Origin of the sequence: Bradyrhizobium sp. LA6.1, from assembly GCF_040547805.1 — a bacterium.
GTDB classification, from domain to species: domain Bacteria; phylum Pseudomonadota; class Alphaproteobacteria; order Rhizobiales; family Xanthobacteraceae; genus Bradyrhizobium; species Bradyrhizobium barranii.
In genome coordinates, this window is record NZ_JBEPQK010000021.1 from 109,153 (window position 1) to 127,805 (window position 18,653).

The 18,653-nt window shown below is 65.0% G+C and carries 17 protein-coding genes; 13 read left to right on the forward strand and 4 right to left on the reverse strand.

All coding sequences use genetic code 11. The features are described from left to right. Positions 1–20 precede the first annotated feature (20 nt). Positions 21–1,346, reverse strand: a complete 1,326-nt coding sequence (gene ugpB, locus ABIB99_RS36855; RefSeq protein ID WP_502917540.1) for a sn-glycerol-3-phosphate ABC transporter substrate-binding protein UgpB — start codon at positions 1,344–1,346, stop codon at positions 21–23. A 201-nt stretch (positions 1,347–1,547) separates the two neighbouring features. Here ugpB and ABIB99_RS36860 point away from each other — a divergent pair, with 201 nt between their 5' ends. The 10 genes from ABIB99_RS36860 to ABIB99_RS36905 all read left to right on the forward strand — a co-directional run bounded on the left by ABIB99_RS36860 (position 1,548) and on the right by ABIB99_RS36905 (position 13,077). Next, entirely contained in the window at positions 1,548–2,543 is a 996-nt protein-coding gene (locus ABIB99_RS36860; RefSeq protein WP_354180474.1) for a TRAP transporter substrate-binding protein, read from the forward strand. An 83-nt stretch (positions 2,544–2,626) separates the two neighbouring features. Next, positions 2,627–4,627 carry a sensor histidine kinase gene (locus tag ABIB99_RS36865; RefSeq protein ID WP_223154137.1) on the forward strand — a complete coding sequence of 667 codons (2,001 nt, stop codon included), beginning with the start codon at positions 2,627–2,629 and terminating at the stop codon, positions 4,625–4,627. Continuing rightward, entirely contained in the window at positions 4,597–6,342 is a 1,746-nt protein-coding gene (locus ABIB99_RS36870; protein ID WP_063979952.1) for an ATP-binding response regulator, read from the forward strand. The genes ABIB99_RS36865 and ABIB99_RS36870 overlap by 31 nt, the downstream gene beginning before the upstream one ends. A gap of 24 nt (positions 6,343–6,366) precedes the next feature. After that, entirely contained in the window at positions 6,367–7,098 is a 732-nt protein-coding gene (locus tag ABIB99_RS36875; RefSeq protein WP_028151984.1) for a response regulator, read from the forward strand. Positions 7,099–7,420: 322 nt separating this feature from the next. Then, entirely contained in the window at positions 7,421–8,032 is a 612-nt protein-coding gene (locus tag ABIB99_RS36880; RefSeq protein WP_028151983.1) for a sigma-70 family RNA polymerase sigma factor, read from the forward strand. 556 nt (positions 8,033–8,588) lie between these two features. Beyond that, positions 8,589–9,287, forward strand: coding sequence for a cytochrome c biogenesis CcdA family protein (locus ABIB99_RS36885; protein WP_085403979.1), 699 nt, complete (start codon positions 8,589–8,591; stop codon positions 9,285–9,287). Between the two features lie 31 nt (positions 9,288–9,318). Further along, positions 9,319–9,882, forward strand: a complete 564-nt coding sequence (locus ABIB99_RS36890; protein WP_354180477.1) for a thioredoxin family protein — start codon at positions 9,319–9,321, stop codon at positions 9,880–9,882. Positions 9,883–9,966: 84 nt separating this feature from the next. Further along, positions 9,967–10,941, forward strand: coding sequence for a hypothetical protein (locus tag ABIB99_RS36895; protein WP_354180478.1), 975 nt, complete (start codon positions 9,967–9,969; stop codon positions 10,939–10,941). Positions 10,942–11,390: 449 nt separating this feature from the next. Further along, positions 11,391–11,984 (forward strand): L,D-transpeptidase, encoded by a 594-nt coding sequence (locus ABIB99_RS36900; RefSeq protein WP_028151979.1) that lies wholly within the window; start codon positions 11,391–11,393, stop codon positions 11,982–11,984. 55 nt (positions 11,985–12,039) lie between these two features. Continuing rightward, the gene (locus ABIB99_RS36905) at positions 12,040–13,077 is read left to right on the forward strand and encodes an amino acid ABC transporter substrate-binding protein (RefSeq protein ID WP_063985936.1); all 1,038 of its coding nucleotides are present in this window, start codon (positions 12,040–12,042) and stop codon (positions 13,075–13,077) included. Between the two features lie 291 nt (positions 13,078–13,368). On the opposite strand, the gene ABIB99_RS36910 is transcribed toward ABIB99_RS36905, so the two are convergent. Together ABIB99_RS36910 and ABIB99_RS36915 are read right to left on the reverse strand one after the other, a co-directional pair. Further along, positions 13,369–14,508, reverse strand: a complete 1,140-nt coding sequence (locus ABIB99_RS36910) for an acyl-CoA dehydrogenase family protein (RefSeq protein ID WP_354180479.1) — start codon at positions 14,506–14,508, stop codon at positions 13,369–13,371. A 141-nt stretch (positions 14,509–14,649) separates the two neighbouring features. Next, complete coding sequence (locus ABIB99_RS36915) at positions 14,650–15,849, reverse strand: acyl-CoA dehydrogenase family protein (RefSeq protein ID WP_354180481.1); 1,200 nt, start codon at positions 15,847–15,849, stop codon at positions 14,650–14,652. Between ABIB99_RS36915 and ABIB99_RS36920 the strand changes: the two genes are divergently transcribed. From ABIB99_RS36920 to ABIB99_RS36930, 3 genes are all read left to right on the forward strand, one after another. Next, entirely contained in the window at positions 15,848–15,976 is a 129-nt protein-coding gene (locus ABIB99_RS36920; RefSeq protein WP_354180483.1) for a hypothetical protein, read from the forward strand. The two genes, ABIB99_RS36915 and ABIB99_RS36920, sit on opposite strands and share 2 nt — an antisense overlap. A gap of 19 nt (positions 15,977–15,995) precedes the next feature. Further along, positions 15,996–16,541 (forward strand): carboxymuconolactone decarboxylase family protein, encoded by a 546-nt coding sequence (locus tag ABIB99_RS36925; protein ID WP_354180485.1) that lies wholly within the window; start codon positions 15,996–15,998, stop codon positions 16,539–16,541. A 90-nt stretch (positions 16,542–16,631) separates the two neighbouring features. Beyond that, on the forward strand, positions 16,632–17,126 hold the full coding sequence (locus ABIB99_RS36930; RefSeq protein ID WP_166347996.1) for a VOC family protein: 495 nt from the start codon (positions 16,632–16,634) through the stop codon (positions 17,124–17,126). A 127-nt stretch (positions 17,127–17,253) separates the two neighbouring features. Here ABIB99_RS36930 and ABIB99_RS36935 read toward each other — a convergent pair whose 3' ends face one another. After that, positions 17,254–18,489: an MFS transporter gene (locus ABIB99_RS36935; RefSeq protein ID WP_354180487.1), complete on the reverse strand. Its 1,236-nt coding sequence runs from the start codon at positions 18,487–18,489 to the stop codon at positions 17,254–17,256. Between the last annotated feature and the right edge of the window lie 164 nt (positions 18,490–18,653).

Genomic DNA, 18,653 nt, shown 5'->3' on the forward strand with positions numbered 1-18,653 from the left:
GGCGCGCACTCCCGCATGCGCTACCGGTCCGGGCTGGCGCGCTCGAACTGGCGCAGCAGCTTGTTGCCGCGCTCGACCGCGGCATCGAGCGCTGCCTGCGCGCCCTTCTGGCCGGTAAAGGCCTGCTCCAGCTCGTCCTCGATTGCGCCGCGGATCAGCACGAAGGAGCCGAGCCGGATGCCCTTCGAGTTCTCCGTCGGCTGATGCAGCGTGATCTCCTCGAACGAGATCGCGGAGCCCGGATTGCGCTCGTAAAAACCCTGCGCGCGCGTCAGCTCGAAGGCGGCGCGGGTGATCGGCAGATAACCGGTGTTCTGGTGCCAGGCCGCCTGCACGCCGGGCTGCGACAGATAGGCGAAGAACCGCGCCACGCCCTTGTATTCCTGGCGCGGGCGGTCGCGCAGCACCCATAGCGTGGCGCCGCCGATGATCGAGTTCTGCGGCGCGTTCTTCACATCGGGCCAATACGGCATCATGCCGTAGCCGATGTCGAACTTCGAATTCGCCTTGATGTCGGCCCGCGTCGCCGAGGAGCCGATGAAGATGCCGCATTCGCCCTTCTGGAAGCGCGGCTCGGCCGACTGCCCGCGGCCGCCGTAATCGAACACCTTATCCTTCTGCCACTCGGCGAGCTGGGCGATGTGCTGCACGACGACCGGGTTGTTGATGGTCAGCTCGGCATCCAGCCCCGCAAAGCCATTGGTCCGCGTCGCGAGCGGCAGATTGTGGAAGGCAGAGAAATTCTCGATGTGGATCCAGGACGGCCAGGAGGTGGTGAAGCCACACACAGCGCCGCGCTCGCGCAGGCGTTTTGCGGCAAGCCCAAGCTCGGGCCATGTCCTCGGCGGCGTCTCCGGATCGAGGCCCGCGTCACGGAACATGGTCTTGTTGTAATAGAGGATCGGCGTCGAGGAATTGAACGGGAAGGACAACAGATTGCCGGCCGCGTCGGTGTAATAGCCGGAGACTGCGGGAAGGTAATCGCCGAGCGAGAACGGCTCGTTCATGTCCCGCATCATGGTGAACACGGGATAGATCGCGCCCTTGGCCGCGGTCATGGTGGCGGTCGCGACCTCGTTGACCTGGACGATCGCCGGCTGGCTGCGCGAGCGGAAGGCGAAGATCGCCGCCGTCACGGTCTCGGTGTAGTTGCCCTTGTAAGCAGGCACGATGCGGTAATCGGATTGCGAGGCGTTGAAATCGGCGGCGAGCTTCTCGAGCTGCCGGCCGAGCTCGCCGGACATGGCGTGCCACAGCGCGATGTCGGTTGCGGCGCGCACCTGAAGAGGCATTGCGAGGACGATGAAAGCGGCGACGATCCGCAAAAGACTCGATGCTGAAATCACGATGGCTCTTCCCGTGTCGCGCGGCAAAAGGCGACCATACCTGCTTAAGGCGCGGCATTTCCTGTTTCAACCGGGAATGAACGGCGGCCGCGCCGCACAATCGCGCCGCCGGGTGCGGCGGGATGGCCTTCCCTCAACCATCTGCTAGATTGCGTTGAACCTTTTGGCTTCGCCATAGACTCCACCACTGAGGGGTTGAGTGTGCCAGTGCTGAACCGTGCCGAACTCTCGCGGACCGGGTTGATCTTCGTCGCGCTTCTGCTCGCGGTCTGCGCGACGAGCGCAGCTGCGCGCGAATTCCGCGCCGCCGACACCCAGGCCGAGGATTACCCGACCGTCCAGGCGCTGCGCTACATGGGCGCGCTGATTGCCGAGCGCACCGGCGGCCGGCACGAGATCAAGGTGTTCCACTCCCGTCAGCTCGGCGAAGAGAAGGAGACCATCGAGCAGACCAGGGTCGGCGCGATCGACCTCAACCGGACCAATGTGGCGCTGATCGGCAACTTCGTCCCGGCGATGAACGTGCTCGCCATGCCGTTCCTGTTCCGGTCCATCGAGCACATGCAGAAGGTGCTGGACGGGCCGATCGGCAGCGAGATCCTCGGCAGTTTCGAGCCCTACGGCTTCGTCGGGCTCGCCTTCTACGATTCCGGCGCGCGGTCGATCTACAACGGCGTCCGTCCGATACGGACTGTCGCCGACCTCAGGGGATTGCGGATCCGGGTGCAGCAGTCGGAGTTGATGAGCGAGATGATTCGCTCGCTCGGCGCCGAGCCGGTCGAGATGCCCTATGGGCAGGTGCTCACCGGGCTTGCCAACCATCTGATCGACGGCGCCGAAAACAACTGGCCATCTTTCGTGACGACAGACCATTACAAACATGCCGGCCACCTCGCGCTCACCGAGCATACGATGAGCCCGGAAGTGCTGGTGATCTCGCTGAAGGCCTGGAAAAGCCTGTCGGCGGACGACCAGCAGATCTTCCGCGAGGCCGCGGCTCGCTCCAGCCGGTTCATGCGCGAGAAGTGGCACGACCTCGAGGAACAGTCGCAGCACAAGGCTGAAGCCGCCGGCATCACCGTCGCTAGGGATATCGACCGCAAGCCGTTCGAGGACGCGATGGCTGCGATCTATGCCAAGGCGGGGCGCGATCCCGCCGCGGCCGCGCTGATCGAACGCATTCGCAAGGTGGAGTGAGCCGCTTGGCTGCACTTGGACACAGCGAGCACGCAGACAGGCCGCCCGGCCCGCTCGGGCGGCTGCGCGCACGCCTGGTCGGGATGCTCCGCGCGGTGCCGATCCGCTGGCGCATCCTGTCGATCGCGGCACTGAACTCGGCCGTGGTCGTGGTGCTGGTGGGGCTGATCTGGAACGGCACGCAGGTGCTGGGCTCGGCCTGGGGCGACGTCCGCCAGGTCCGCGAGTCCGACCGTATCCTGGCGCTGCTCGAGAGCGAGACTGGGCGCCTGCACAATCTGATCCACCGCTACATCAACCAGCCGAGCCCGGACCTGTTCGCCGAGATCCTGCTGCTGCGCGAGGCGGTGCTGGGCACGCTGACCGACCGTGCCGCCAAGGACCCGATGCTGTCAGGCTCGGTCGAGGAGCTGGAGCGCACCACCGACCGCTTCCTCAACGGCTTCGGCGAGCTGCGCAGCGTGCAGGCGACCATCGCCAAGACCTATGAGGAGCAGGTGCAGGGCCCGGCCAGGGACATGGCCGGTCTCTATTCCATCATCGAAGGTGCCACCGGCCATCGCGACGCCCTGATCTGGCCCTCGCTCGGCAAGTCCCGCGAAGCCTTCACCGCGATGCTGGTGGCCGCCAACTCCTACTATCTGTCGCTCTCGCCCGGTGCCGCTGACGATGCGCGCCGCAACACCGAGACGATCGAGAAGACCATTCCGGTCATGATCGATCTCGCCGACAACGACCTGCAGCGCATGGCGCTGCAACGGCTCGGGACCCGCACCATGGCGCTGCGCGAGGGTTTTGCAAAACTCTCCGAGCAGCTGACGAGCCGCACCGAATTGCTGCGCAACACCATCGACGCCAGCCAGGCCGAGGCGATCGGCGCCATCGACGATCTCTCCACCAAGATGCGCCAGCGCGAGCAGAAGGCGCAGGAGACGTTTGATCGCACCCTGGCCGATATCTCGCGGCGGGTGCTGTCGATCGCGGTGATCTTCCTCGGCATCATCCTCACCGCGGGCGTGCTGATCGCGCTGTCGATCCGCCTGCCGCTGCAGCAGATCATGACCGCGATGCGCGCGATCACGCTCGGCGACCTCGACCGCGAGGTGCAGGGCACCAAGGCACGCGACGAGGTCGGCGCCATGGCGCGCGCCGTCGAGGTGTTCCGCGAGAACGCGATCGCGAAGCGCGAGACCGAGGACGAGCTGCGCGCGTCCAAGGAGAAGGCCGAGAGCGCGCTGCTCGAGCTCAACACCGCGCAGCAGAATTTGATCGACGCCGAACGGCTGGCGGCGCTCGGCGGCCTCGTCGCCGGCGTCGCGCACGAGGTCAACAACCCGATCGGCATCAGCCTGACCGTCGCTTCCAGCTTCGCCCGGCGCACCGAGATCTTCGAGGCCCAGCTCAAAGGCGACGGCGGCCTGCGCCGCTCGCAGCTGGAGGAGTTCGTGCAGTCCTCGCGCGACGCCTCGCAGCAGCTCGTCGCCAACCTCACCCGCGCCGGCGAGCTGATCCAGTCGTTCAAGCAGGTCGCGGTCGACCGCTCGCATGCCGAGCGGCGGCAGTTCTCACTCAGCGAAGCCACCGACCAGATCATCGCCAGCCTGCGTCCGGTCCTGAAGCGCTCGCCGATCACGCTCCAGGCCGACGTGCCCGAGGGGCTCCTGCTCGACGGCTATCCCGGCTCCTACGGCCAGATCCTGACCAACCTCTTCCTCAACGCCGCCAACCACGCCTTTGCCGACGGCCGCGCCGGCACGATCACGATCTCGGCGCGGCCGCGCGGGACCGACGACATCGAGATCATCTTCGCCGATGACGGGGCCGGCATGACCCCTGACGTGCAGCGCCAGGCCTTTGACCCATTCTTTACCACCCGGCGCAATGAAGGTGGTACGGGACTCGGCTTGCATATCGTCTATAACCTTGTCACCCAGCAGCTCGGCGGGCGCATGATGCTGGAATCCAAGCTGGGACAAGGCACTACTTTTCGCATTATCATGCCCCGGGTCGCCAAGGGCGGCGCGCAAAGCACAGAGACTGACGGGACTTCTCAATGGCCGAACAGGACGATGTCCTCCACCTGATCGACGATACCGGTACCGCACCGGAGGACCAGAACGCACGAAAGTGGAAGATCGCCGTCATCGACGACGATCCGGCCGTGCACGACGGCACCCGCTTCGCGCTGTCCGACTACAGCCTCAACGGCCAGGGGCTGGAGATCCTCTCCGCCCATTCCGCGGCGGAAGGTCGCAAGCTGATGGCCGCGCATGGCGACATCGCCGCCGTGCTGCTCGACGTCATCATGGAGACCGATGTCGCCGGCCTCGAGCTGGTCGAGTTCATCCGCAACGAGCTCAAGAACGAGACCGTACGTATCATCCTGCGCACGGGACAACCCGGCCAGGCGCCGGAGCGGCGCGTGATCGTCCAGTACGACATCAACGACTACAAGGCCAAGACCGAGCTCACCGCCGACAAGCTGTTCACCTCGCTGACCGCGGCGCTGCGCTCCTATCAGCAGCTCGAGCGCATGGTGCAGACGCGGCGCGGGCTCGAGATCATCATCGACGCGGCCTCGACGCTGTACGACTTCAAGTCGATGCAGCGGCTCGCCGAGGGCGTGCTGACCCAGCTCGCCTCGCTGCTCAATGTCGATTGCGCCGGCATACTGGTGCTGCGCGACAATGGCGGCGTGGACCCCGAGCTCTCCGTGCTCGCCGGCAGCGGCTGCTACAGCCGCTTCATCGGCACGACCTCGTCGAAGGCGCTCGACCCCGATCTGCGGACGATGGTGGAAGCCGCGTTCCAGGGCCGCAAGAACGAATTCGCCGACCACCGCAGCGTGATCTATCTGCGGACCGGCTCCGGCCGCGAGGTGGTGGTGCTGCTGCAGGCCGAGCGCGAGCTGTCCGAGACCGACCGCTCGCTGGTCGAGATCTTCTCCAGCCGGCTCTCGATCGCCTTCGACAACGTCATCCTCTACCAGCAGCTCCAGGACGCCAACACGCAGCTCGAGGACCGCGTCGCCCAGCGCACCCGCGCGCTGATGCAGGCCAACCGCCGCCTCTCGGCGCAATGGCTGCGGCTGCAGCGCGCCAACGGCTTCAAGAACGAGATTTTGGGCACCGTCGCCCACGACCTCAAGAACCCGCTGGGCGTCATCCTCGGCCGCACCGAGATGCTGAAGGAGCTGATCTCGACCGGCGCCTCGTCCGACGGCGTGGTCGCCCAGGTCGATCACATCCGCGATGCGACGAAGCGCCTGACCACGATGGTCGATCATCTGATCTCGGACGCGATGGCCGATGCCTTCGACATCACCATCCGCCGCGAGCCGGTCGACGTCGCTGCGCTGGTGAAAGAGGTCGCCGATGCCAACCACCCGCTCGCGGTCAACAAGCAGCAGGCGATCAGCGTCACGGCGCCACCCAACATCGTCACCATGTGCGACACCGACCGCATCCGCGAGGCGATCGACAATCTGATCAGCAACGCCATCAAATACAGCCCGATCGGCGGCAAGATCATCGTCGCCGTCACCCATGAGGCCAGCGATACCGTCGTCCGCGTCAGCGACGAGGGCGCCGGCCTGTCGCCGGAGGATCTCGGCCGCCTGTTCGGCCGGTTCCAGCGGCTGTCGGCCAAACCGACCGCGGGCGAGAGCTCGACGGGGCTTGGGCTTTCCATCGTCAAGCGTATTATCGACATGCATGGCGGCGAGGTGACGGCCGAGAGCGACGGTCCCGGCAAGGGATCGACCTTCACCATCACCCTGCCCGCGACCGAGTTGCCGTGATTCGAGTACCGAGATCTGAGTGATATGACCCAAAGCCAGCACATCATGATCGTCGACGACGAGGCCCCGGCCAGGGAGATGGTCGGCGATTACCTCAAGATGCACGGCTTCACCGTGACGCTGTGCGACGGCGGCAAGAGTTTGCGCACCGCGATCGACGGCAGCATGCCCGACCTCGTTGTGCTCGACCTCAACATGCCCGAGGAAGACGGCCTCTCGATCATCCGCGACCTCAAGAGTCGCATCAACGTGCCCGTGATCATGCTGACGGCGACCGCGAGCCCGATCGACCGCGTCGTCGGCCTCGAGCTCGGCGCCGACGATTACGTGGCAAAGCCCTGCGAGCTGCGCGAGCTGATGGCGCGCATCCGCTCGGTGTTGCGGCGGAGCACGCCGGTGAAGGCGGCCGAGACCGCGCCCGCCAAATCGGACAAGGATCAATTGGTGCGCTTCGGCACCAAATGGCTCGACCTCGAAGCGCAGGCCTTGCGCGACGACGAAGGCAACGAGCATCCGCTCACCGCGTCCGAGTTCGGGCTGCTGAAGGTGTTCGCGGCCAATCCGAAGCGCGTGCTGTCGCGCGAACGCCTGCTCGAACTGGCCAATGCCCGCGACGCCGAAGCCTTCGACCGCGCCGTGGATCTGCGCATCATGCGCATCCGCCGCAAGATCGAACCCGACCCGACCAAGCCAGCCGTGATCCGCACCATCCGCGGCGGCGGCTATCTGTTCTCGCCCGCGGGCGAGAAGGCGTAAGTCGCGCGGCACCTACCGCTGTCGTCCCGGGCTCGCTTCGCGCCCCGGAATGACGGCATGGGTGGCGCGACCGAACGCAAAGCCCGGAATTTCGTTCCCGGCTGCCTCGGGCGCTCCCCAATCCCCACCCCCGTATTTTCCGTACATTGAAATTCCACGGCTTTTCACCCCGAATGTTTCGTCGCGGCCTGTCCGACGAAACAATTTGGCGGCGCACGAAACCATTTTTCGCTTTTCGTGCAGACGTCCCGAAACGTTCGCTGATTAACACTTTGGTCCAAGGAAACGCCGCTCGGTTGCGGCGCTACGGGGAGCTAAGTCAATGCCGAACGTCATCGCCATCAACGCCCAAGCCAGCCAGAGCATCATTGCCGCTCAGGCGACCTCGGACGACATGCTCCTGGAGAGCATTGCGGACGGCAACCGGACGTCCATGCACATCCTCTATTGCCGGCACAATGTGCGGGTTTATCGCTTCATCCTGCGCATCGTGCGTGACGCGACCACCGCGGAAGACCTCGTCAGCCAGGTGTTCCTCGACGTGTGGCGCACGGCAGGCCAGTTCCAGGGCCGCTCGCAGGTCTCGACCTGGCTGCTCTCGATCGCGCGCTTCAAGGCGCTGACCGCGATGCGCCAGCGCCGCTTCGAGGACATCGACCAGGACGACGTCCGCCAGATTCCTGACGATGCCGAGACGCCCGAGACCTCGCTCGACCGCAACGACACCAGCGCCATCCTGCGCGCCTGCGTGCAAAAACTGTCGCCCGCGCATCGCGAGATCATCAACCTCGTCTACTACCATGAGAAGTCGGTGGAGGAGGTCGGTCAGATCATCGGCATCCCGCAGAGCACGGTGAAGACCCGGATGTTCTATGCGCGCAAGCAACTGGCCGATTTGCTTAAGGGCGCCGGCGTCGACCGTTTCGCCGCCTAAGACCAAGGATTTCAATGGGATAAGACCGAACTTTCGGCCCTGTCCCCGGACACGGAAGTGTTACCGCCGACGAAACAATTGAAACAAAGCACAACATCACGCGGAAAAACTTCCTTCCTATAAAGCTCACATACGGTTTCGTTAAACCTCCCAAGACCTCCAACGACCCGGACGGGATGCCCCCCCTCCGGGTCGTTTTGTGTTTGGGGGTGGCTGAGGCCCATTCTCGCCACCCAAGTGAGGCGGGCACCGCTCCATCATTCCCTCCCCCCTTGCGGGGGAGGGGCAGGGAGAGGGGTACCGCACGGGGACTCCCTCGATTTGTCGTGCACGGCACGATCGCGGATGGATAGACCTTTCCCGGGGCCACCCCTCTCCCCCGTCCTCCCCCGCAAGGGGGGAGGGAGCGCGCTGGCGCTGTGGCCAACAGGGCTGCCTCGCAATGCCGCCCGGCACGCCCCACACCAGGCAGCCGCCCCTCACGAAGGCGTGACGCCACGTAACAACCCGCGCAGCCATCCCGAACTGCCCTCGTGACCTCCTTCACGAGTGCCCGATGCTCGAGCTTGTCTTCGCCGTCCTTGCCGGCATCCTGACCATCGCCGCGCCCTGCACGCTGCCGATGCTGCCGATCCTGCTCGGCGCCTCGATCGGGCGGGCGGGCCACTTGCGGCCCGCGATGATCGCGCTCGGCTTCGTCGTCTCGTTCTCGGCGACCGCGCTGCTGTTGGGTGCGATCACGCGGCTGTTCGATTTCGATCCGAACGTGCTGCGCGAGGCCGCGTCGATCCTGCTGCTCGGCTTCGGCCTGTTGATGCTGTGGCCGGCGCCGTTCGAATGGCTCTCGATCCGGCTCAATGGCTGGCTCGATCTCGGCAATTCCGGCGCCGTGCAGCGCGAGGGCGCGCTCGGCGGCCTCGTGCTCGGCACCACGCTCGGCCTGGTCTGGACGCCCTGCGCCGGTCCCGTGCTCGGCTCGATCCTGACGCTGGTCGCGACGTCGAAGAACGCCAGCTGGGCCGGCGTGCTGTTGATTGCCTATGCCATCGGCGCAGCGATCCCGATGCTCGCGATCGCCTATGGCGGACAGGCTGCGACCACGCGCGTGCGCAGCCTCGCGCGGATCTCGCCGCGGCTGCAGCAGGGCTTTGGTGTCGTCGTGATCGCCTTCGCGGTCGCCGCCTATTTCCAATACGACACGCTGATCGTGGCGTGGCTCACCGGATTCTATCCCACCGGCCAGATCGGCCTGTGATTATCCCTCATCTTCACCGGAGGACGCTTCCATGACTTTCAAACTGCTCGCCGTCTCCGCCGCACTGATCGGCATGGCCGTGACAGGCGCCGTCATCCCCGGCATCTGCGACGAGGCCGCGCGCGCCACCCCTGTCGTCACCGCTGCCGCAAGCCAGCAGACCGCACCTGACTTCACCGGCATCAACACCTGGTTCAACTCGAAACCGCTCAGCATCGCCGACCTCCGCGGCAAGGTCGTGCTGGTCGACTTCTGGACCTATGGCTGCGTCAACTGCGTCAACACGCTGCCGCACGTCACCGACCTCTATGCCAAGTACAAGGACAAGGGCCTCGTCGTGGTCGGCGTGCATACGCCGGAATTCCCGTTCGAGCGCTCCGCCGCCAATGTGCAGGCCGCGCTGAAGCGCCACGGCATCACCTATCCGGTGGCGCAGGATAATGATTCCAAGACCTGGAACGCCTACCAGAACCAGTATTGGCCGGCGCAATACATCATCGACCAGACCGGCAAGATCGTGTTCCAGCACGAGGGCGAGGGCCGCTACGACGAGATCGACCGCACCGTGGCAAAGCTGCTGAACGCCAACAGCTGAGGCCGGATCGCCGCTGCCGCCGTTGTTGCTTGACTCCACGGACCCGTCCGTGGAGTTTCCCGAGCGACGGAATCAGCGCCCGCAATGGACGACGCGACCACCAGCACCGACATTCGCCTTCGCGAAGGCGCCTCGATCGCGCAGCGGCTGGTCATGTCCGGCTTTGCGGCCGCCGTGGCGCTGTGCTTCACGCCGGGCCTGTTCACGCACGACACGTTGGAGGTGATCGTCTCGGTGGCCGCGCTCCTCGTCGGAGCAGCGTTCGTCGTCGGCATCATGCTGGCGCCGGCGGTGGTGTGGATCATCACGCCGAACGAGATCCTGATCGGGCAACAGCGTCCGTTCGGAAAGCTCCGGACCAGGATCGTCGCGAAGGACGATATCAGGGGATTACAGGTTCCCGGCAGCAAGCGGGCGAAAGCCCGTTTCCAGCTGGCCTTCACGCTGGCCTCGGGGGAACGCCTGACGTCCCCGCCGATCTCCGACGTCACGCATGTTCGCGACACCGTGGCGCGGATCGCCGCACAGTTCGATGTCCCCGATGTCGAGTCACCCGTCAATCCGCTTGATGCGAGCAATCCCGAGATGCGTCTCGGCGAGCCGCTCGAGGCGTTTTCCGCGCGGGACATAAGGATCGTCGCACTGATCGCCGTCGCCTTGTCCGCCGTTCCCTACGCCTACAAGCTCTGGCGTGGATGGCCGCCCAGCCATGTCGACATCCTGCTGCTTCCGCTCGGCGCGATCGCCGCATTCGCGGTTTACAGATACGCCAACCTCGTGACCGGCGCGTTCTGGATCATCCGCGAGAGCGATATCCGCGTCGAACGCCTGTGGGGCGACGGCACGCCGCGCGCCGACCATATCGAGGGGCACGACGTGAAGACGATCACCGTCGACCGCCGCGGCCGGTCCGAGGACGAGCACTGCATCGTCACGATCCGATTGCGCTCGGGGCGACGCTTTCGCAGCCCACGAATCGGGTCGCGGATCGAGGCCCGCGCGGTGGGGACCGAAATCGTCCGGCGGCTCGGGATCGCGGCGGAGAATAACAAGATTTAGCTCTCCCCCGCTTGCGGCGTCGCGATCGCATTTGAAGGCGATCTGACAGAGTCGCCTGCGGCCATCCTTCGAGACGCCCGCCTACGGCGGGCCCTCAGGATGAGGACGGAGTGCGCGGCGACAATTTCGACGGGCTCCGATGCGTCTTAGCCTCATCCTGAGGAGACCGCGAAGCGGTCGTCTCGAAGGACGAGGCGCGCGCTCAGACCGCCGCTAGGAACTCCTGTGCGATCGTCCTCCCCCGCAAGCGGGGGAGGGAGCGCACCACCATTGCCGCGACAATCTAGGCTTTTCGCGCCATCCCCTGTTTGTGGCATTGCCCGGCCTCGTCAAAAAACCAAAGCATTCTCGTGACATACCAGCCGGGCGTGCCATGAACTTGCCACGAAGCTGCCCCTGAGTTCAGATGGTCCAAATGATTTACGCTGTGGCAGCGGGGAGAGCTTGAAATGACGGATTATCGTCGCCTGACCGGGGCGTTCATCGCGGCGCTGGGCCTGGTCCTGACCACCTCATACGCCTCCGCCCAACAGCCCGACCGCGGCGATGAGCCGGGGCTGGTCGCCGACGACGCCTATCAGCTCGAGCCGGAATGGCAGAAGCAGGTGGTCTACTTCCGCACCACCGAGACGCCGGGCACCATCATCATCTCGACCGCTGAGCGCCACCTCTACCTGGTGCAGCCGGGCGGGCGCGCGATCCGTTACGGCATCGGCGTCGGCCGCGACGGCTTCCAGTGGCAGGGGCTGGTGAACATCACCAACAAGAAGGAGTGGCCGGACTGGACGCCGCCGCCGGAGATGATCCAGCGACAGCCCTATCTGCCGCGCTTCATGGCCGGCGGCCCCGGCAATCCGCTCGGTGCCCGCGCCATGTATCTCGGCACCACCGTCTACCGCATCCACGGCACCAACCGTCCTGATACGATCGGCACCAAGGTATCCTCGGGCTGCTTCCGTCTCGTCAACCATGACGTCGCCGATCTCTACGATCGCGTCCCGGTTGGCACCAAGGTGGTCATCCGACAGAAGCCCGAACTCTGATCTTCCTCGCCTTAGCGAATAGTCCTTTTCCCGATTATTTCGAGAGAGCAACATGATGCGCACTTTTCGAGGCGGCCTGCTGATCGGGCTCGCCGTTGCCGTACTGGTCGGCGCCCTGGCGGTGATCTATGAGTTCTACGATACCCGCACCCTGAAGCGCACCGTTCGCCGCGGCGAGGTGCTGTGCGGCGTCAACAAGGGCCTGCCGGGCTTCTCGATCCCCGATGACAAGGGCAACTGGACCGGATTCGACGTCGATTTCTGTCGCGCGGTGGCAGCCGCCATCTTCAACGATCCCGGCAAGGCCAAGTTCGTTCCACTCGACGCCAGCGAGCGCTTCAAGGAATTGCAGAGCCGCAAGGTGGACATCCTCTCGCGCAACTCGACCTGGAGCATGGCGCGCGAGCTCGACTATGACCTCTATTTCCCGGCGGTGGCCTATTACGACGGCGCCGGCTTCATGCTGCCGCGTTCACGCAACAAGGAGACGTCGCTGGACCTGACCGGCAGCAAGGTCTGCGTGCAGGCTGGCACGACAACGCTGCTCAACGTCGCCGACTACTTCCGTGCCAACAATATGAAGTATGAAGAGGTGAAGTTCGACAAGCTGGATGACGTGGTGAAGGCCTACGACTCCGGCAAGTGCGACACGCTGAGCGCCGACGTCTCGCAGCTCTACGCGCTGCGGCTCAATCTCTCCAAGCCCGGCGACCATATGATCCTGCCGGACATGATCTCAAAGGAGCCGCTCGCGCCCGTGGTGCGCCAGCGCGACGACGACTGGATGATGATCGTGAAGTGGACGCTCTACGCGATGATCAACGCCGAAGAGCTCGGCGTGAGCTCGGAGAACATCGACGAGGCGCTGAAGTCGAAGAAGCCGGAAGTGATGCGCCTGGTCGGCACCGAGGGTAATTACGGCGAGCAGCTCGGCCTCACCAAGGACTGGGTCGTCCGCATCATCCGCAACGTCGGCAATTACGGCGAGATGTACGAGCGCAATATCGGCGAAAAGTCCAAGCTGAAGATCCCGCGCGGCATGAACCAGCTGTGGAACGCCGGCGGCGTGCAATACGCGCCGCCGATGCGGTAATAGACTTCGGTTGCAGCCACGCTCTCAATCGTCATGCCCGGGCTAGTCCCGGGCATCTACGTTTTTGAGGCACCGCAAGGACGTGGATGGCCGGGACTAGCCCGGCCATGACGGAGCTTGGGGCAGGCGCTCTCCACACTCTCAACTGTCATCGCCCGGCTTGACCGGGCGATCCAGTATTCCGAGACATCAATCGTATGCGGACAGGCCGCGGCGTACTGGGTCGCCCGGTCAAGCCGGGCGACGACACCGCGTGTGAGGCGCGCCCCTCGCGCCTCTCCTCAACTCAGCTCAATACCCCCGCGCCCTTGCCAGCTGCTCGGTGTGGTAGTTCGCATCGCCGAACAGCTCCTCGCACACCCGTGCGCGCTTCATGAAGAAGCCGATGTCGAACTGGTCGGTCATGCCCATGCCGCCATGCATCTGCACACCCTCCTGCACCGCGCGCGTGGCGGTGGTGCCGGCGCGGGCTTTTGCCACGGCGACGCTTGATGCGGCCTTGGCGACGTCGGCATCCAGTGCCTGGAGCGCCTTCATCGTGGCGGCGCGGGTGATCTCGATGTCGACATAGAGCTCGGCGGCGCGGTGCTGCAGCGCCTGGAATTCGCCGATCAGCTTGCCGAACTGCTTTCTGTTCTTGAGGTACTCGACGGTGCGGTTGAAGACTTCTTCGCTCAGGCCCACCATTTCGGCGGCGACCGCGCCGCGGCCGATGTCGAGCACGCCGTCGAGCAGCGCTGCACCCTGATCGACCTCACCGAGCACGCTGTCGGCGTTGACCTCGACATTGGCAAGCTCGATCCGTGCCGCGTTGTGCGCATCGACCATGATGGTGCGCTCGATCGCAACGCCCTTGGCCTTGGGATTGACCAGGAACAGCGTCAAGCCGTCGCGCTCGCCGGCGGCGCCAGCGGTACGCGCCGCGACGATGAAGAGGTCCGCGACGTGGCCGTCGACGACCAGCGCCTTGGCGCCGCTGAGCTTGAAGCCGTTGCCGGCGCGCACCGCCTGCAGGCTGGTCTGGAGCGGGCGATGTTTTGCACCTTCGTCGATCGCGAGCGTCGCGAGCAGCGAGCCGTTGGAAATTTTCGGCAAGAATTCCGACTTCTGCGCGGCATTGCCGCCGCGATTCAGCGCCGAAGCCGCGACGACGCTGGTGGCAAGGAACGGCGACGGCATCAAGGTGCGGCCGATCTCTTCCATCACGACACCGGCTTCCATGAAGCCGAGGCCGCTGCCGCCGAACTCTTCCGGCACCAGGAGGCCGGCAAAGCCCATCTCGGCGAAGGAATGCCACAGCTCCTTGGAGAAGCCGGTGGGATCCTTGGCGTCGCGCAGGGATCGCAGGTGCGACACCGGCGCCTTGTCGCTGATCAGCCCGCGCGCGGAGTCGCGGAGCATGGATTGTTCTTCGGTGAGGACGAGGGCCATGTGCGTGTTTCCGATTCGAAATCTACTTTTTGTTCGTCATTCCGGGATGCGCCGTAGGCGCAGGCCCGGAATCCATACTCCCGACTGATGTTTATGGATTCCGGGCTCGCCGCTGACGCGGCGCCGTGGTGAGAGCGTGGCTCACGCCCCCGGCAAATCCAGGATGCGCTTGGCGACGATGCCGAGCATCACCTCCGTCGTGCCGCCCTCGATCGAGTTGGCCTTGGTGCGCAGCCAGGCGCGCGGGCGGGCACCCTGCCTGGAGCGCTCGCTCTCCCATTCCAGCGCGTTGACGCCACCGGCCGACATCAGGATCTCGTGGCGGCGCTTGTTGAGCTCGGTGCCGTAGTACTTCATCGCGGACGAGAACGCCGGATGCGCTTGGCCGGCCTTGGCGAGATCGACCGCGCGTTCGGCGCAAGCGGCGAGCGCGGCCTCGTCGACGTCGAAGCTCGCGATCCGGCCGCGCAGCATGGAATCGTCGAGCTTGCCTTGTGCATCGGTGCCGACGGAATCCGCCGCGATCTGGCCGAGCGGCCGGCCGACGCCGCGCTCGCCCATGCCTGATATCATCGCGCGCTCATGCTGGAGCAGATATTTTGCGACGTCCCAACCGCGGTTGACGGTGCCGACCAATTGCGACTTCGGAACGCGGACACCGTCGAAGAAGGTTTCGCAGAACGGCGAATAGCCGGAGATCAGCAGGATCGGCTTGGTCGTCACGCCCTTCGAGGCCATGTCGAACAGGATGAAGCTGATGCCGTCGTGCTTCTTCGCGGCAGGATCGGTGCGCACCAGGCAGAAGATCCAGTCGGCGTAGTTGGCGTAGGAGGTCCAGATCTTCGACCCCGTGATGACGAAATCGTCGCCGTCGCTCTCGGCGCGGGTCTGGAGCGAGGCGAGATCGGAGCCGGCGTTCGGCTCGGAATAGCCCTGGCACCAGCGGATCAGGCCCGCCGCGATGTCAGGCAGGTGCTCCTTCTTCTGCGCCTCGTTGCCGTATTTGAGCAGCGCCGGCCCCAGCATCCAGATGCCGAAGCTCGACAGCGGCGGACGCGCGCCCATCCTGGCCATCTCGGCGCGCAGCACCTTGTGCTCGGCAGCGCTGAGGCCACCGCCGCCATATTCCCTAGGCCAGTCCGGCACGGTCCAGCCCTTGTCGCGCATGCGCTCGAACCAGATGCGCTGCGGCTCGGAGGCGAATTTCGTATTGCGCCCGCCCCAGAACACGTCGCCGTCCGAGGTCACGGGCTTGCGCATCTCCGGCGGGCAGTTGGCTTCCAGCCAGGCGCGCGTTTGCTCGCGGAATTGTTCGAGATCGGCGGCTTCAGATTCGCTCATGGTCGTTTCCATCAATCAAAAAGACTTGTTGGGCGCGACTCTGAGCCATCGCACCGTGGAATTCAACCACTTCCGTACCGCGCATGCCGCGCCGCATTCGGCTATAGTCGATGGCATGGCCGTTTGAAAACAAAGAGGAAACGAGAATGCGCCTGAAACTACTTTCGCCTGGCGAAATGAACGAGAGCCAGCGGCAGACCTATGACGAGTCGATTGCCGGCAAGCGCGGCAAGCCGCCGGCGCCGATGATGGCCTGGCTCAACAGCCCCGACATGGCCCGTCACGCCACGCGGCTCGGCGAAGTGCTGCGCTACGACACGATATTCCCCGCCAAGCTTTCGGAGATCGCGATCCTGGTGACGGCGCGGCACTGGACTGCGCATTACGAATGGTATGCGCATAAGCGCCTGGCGCTCCAGGGCGGCATGGACCCTGAAATCATCGACGCGATCCGCGACCGCCGCACGCCTGACTTCGACGATCCCAAGGGCAGGATGATCTACGACGTCGCGAAGTCGCTGCATGAAGGCCATGGCGTCGAGAAGGGCCTCTACGATGCGGCGGTAAAGGTCCTCAGCGAGCGCGGCGTGGTCGAGGTGATCGGGCTGTGCGGCTATTACACAATGGTGTCGATGACGCTGAACACGTTCGAGTTCGAGTTGCCGGAGGGCGAGGTGCCGGAGCTCTCATAGTTTCGTATCCGGAAACGATGGGTTTCGGGATAGGCAGGTAGCACTGTCCCGGAGCCGGCCTTATCTGGAGTTGGTCAACGGAGCAGCACCATGTCGCAAAGCCCAGCCGTCAATGCCGGCACAAGGATCGGCCACGTTCATCTCAAGGTCGCCGATCTCGATCGTGCGCTCGGCTTTTACTGCGGCGTGCTTGGTTTCGAGCTGATGCAGCGCATGGGCTCGGGCGCGGCGTTCATCTCGGCCGGCGGCTACCATCACCACATCGGGCTCAACACCTGGGAGAGCAAGGGCGGCTCGCCGCCGCCGCCGGGCACGACAGGCCTCTTCCACACCGCGATCCTCTATCCGACGCGGCCCGCGCTGGCGGATGCGCTGCACCGTGTGCTCACGGCCGGCATTGCGCTCGACGGCGCCAGCGATCACGGCGTCAGCGAGGCGCTGTATCTGCGCGATCCCGACGAGAACGGCGTGGAGCTTTATTGGGACAAGCCGAAAGAGCAATGGCCGCTCGGGCCGGATGGCAAGCTTGCGATGTTCACGAAGCGACTGGATGTCGAGGCGTTGCTGAAGCAGCGCGAGGCTTAAATACCGCTCTTTCCTCGTCATTGCGAGGAGCGAAGCGACGAAGCAATCCAGAATCTTTCCGCAGTGGCAGCCTGGATTGCTTCGCTGCGCTCGCAATGGCGGAGCGTGTTGAGGCGCCGTCGCGCCTCTATGCCGTTTTCGCTCGCGGCGTCCCACGCACCATGATCAGCGCCGCAGCCGCCACCTCCAGCGCGATACAGAGATAGAACGGCAGCGTATAGCCGCCCGAGAAATCGCGCAGGAAGCCGACGACGCCCGGACCGAACGCATAGGTCACCTGGTTGATCGCGGTGTTGAGGCTGATCAGCACGCCGAACGAGGCGGAGTCGAATTCCTGCTGCACGATCAGCGACGGCAGCGTGATGAGATTGCCGACCGAGAAGCCGAACACCGCGCAAGCCGCGATCAGTACATAGTCGTTGTGCAAATTGATGACGACGCAAAGCGCCGCGGCCTGGCTGAGGAACGACAGCGCTGACGCAAGCCGCTGGTTGAGGCGGTCGATCACCATCGAGAACAGCACCCGGCCGATCACCGCCATCGCGGTCAGCACCGCGACCGCCACCGCCGCGCGCTCGCGGCCGATCACGGGATCGAGGAACGAGATCAGGTGCACGATAAAGCCGACCTGCGCGAACAGCACCAGCGCGAACGCAATTGTCACCGTGAGGAAGCCGATATCGCGCAGCGCCCATGCGCGGATCTCCGTCGACGATTGCGGCCTGGCCTTCGCCGTCGCATGCCAGCCGTGAAGATCGGGCGGCCGGCCGACGAGAAGGAGGATCACCGGCAGCAGCAACACCAGCATGGCGCCGGCGGCGGCGTACATCGCGCTGGCGAAGCCGACATGGCCGATCAGGGTCACCAGCAGCGGCACGCCGACGATGCCGCCGAAACTGGCGCCGTTCAGCGCAAGGCTGATCGCCATGCCGCGCTTCTGGTCGAACCACAGGCTGATCGTGTTGGTGATCATGGCGAGACTGGTGCCGGCCCAGCCGAAGGCGAGCACGGCGTCGGCGAGATAGAGCTGCCAGGGCTCGCGCACCGCGCCGATCGCGACCGCGGCCGCCGCCATCGCCAGCGTGCCGGCGATCAGGCAGAGCCGCGGGCCATATTTTCTGACGGCCTCGCCAACGAAGACGACGAGCAGCGCGCCGAACAGATAGAAGAACGTCGTGCCCGAGGAGATCAGCGAGGCCGGCCAGCCCCGCGCGCGCTGGAGCTCGGCGACATAGACGCTCTGGCCGTAAAAGCCGAGCCCCCAGCCGAAGGTCGCAAGCAGGAAGCAGACCGCGACGATGCGCCAGCCTTCGTAGCGGAGGGAGGATTCGTCGATGGGTGGAGTCTGAGGATTATCGAGCATTGCCGCTTACTCCGTCATGCCCTGGCGTGTCCTGGGCATCCACGTTCTTTCTTCGACGTCCCAAGACGTGGATGGCCGGGACAAGCCCGGCCATGACGACATCTAAATAGCCCTCACCCGAAAATCACTTCGACAGCGATCGAACTATCAACGTTGCTGACAGC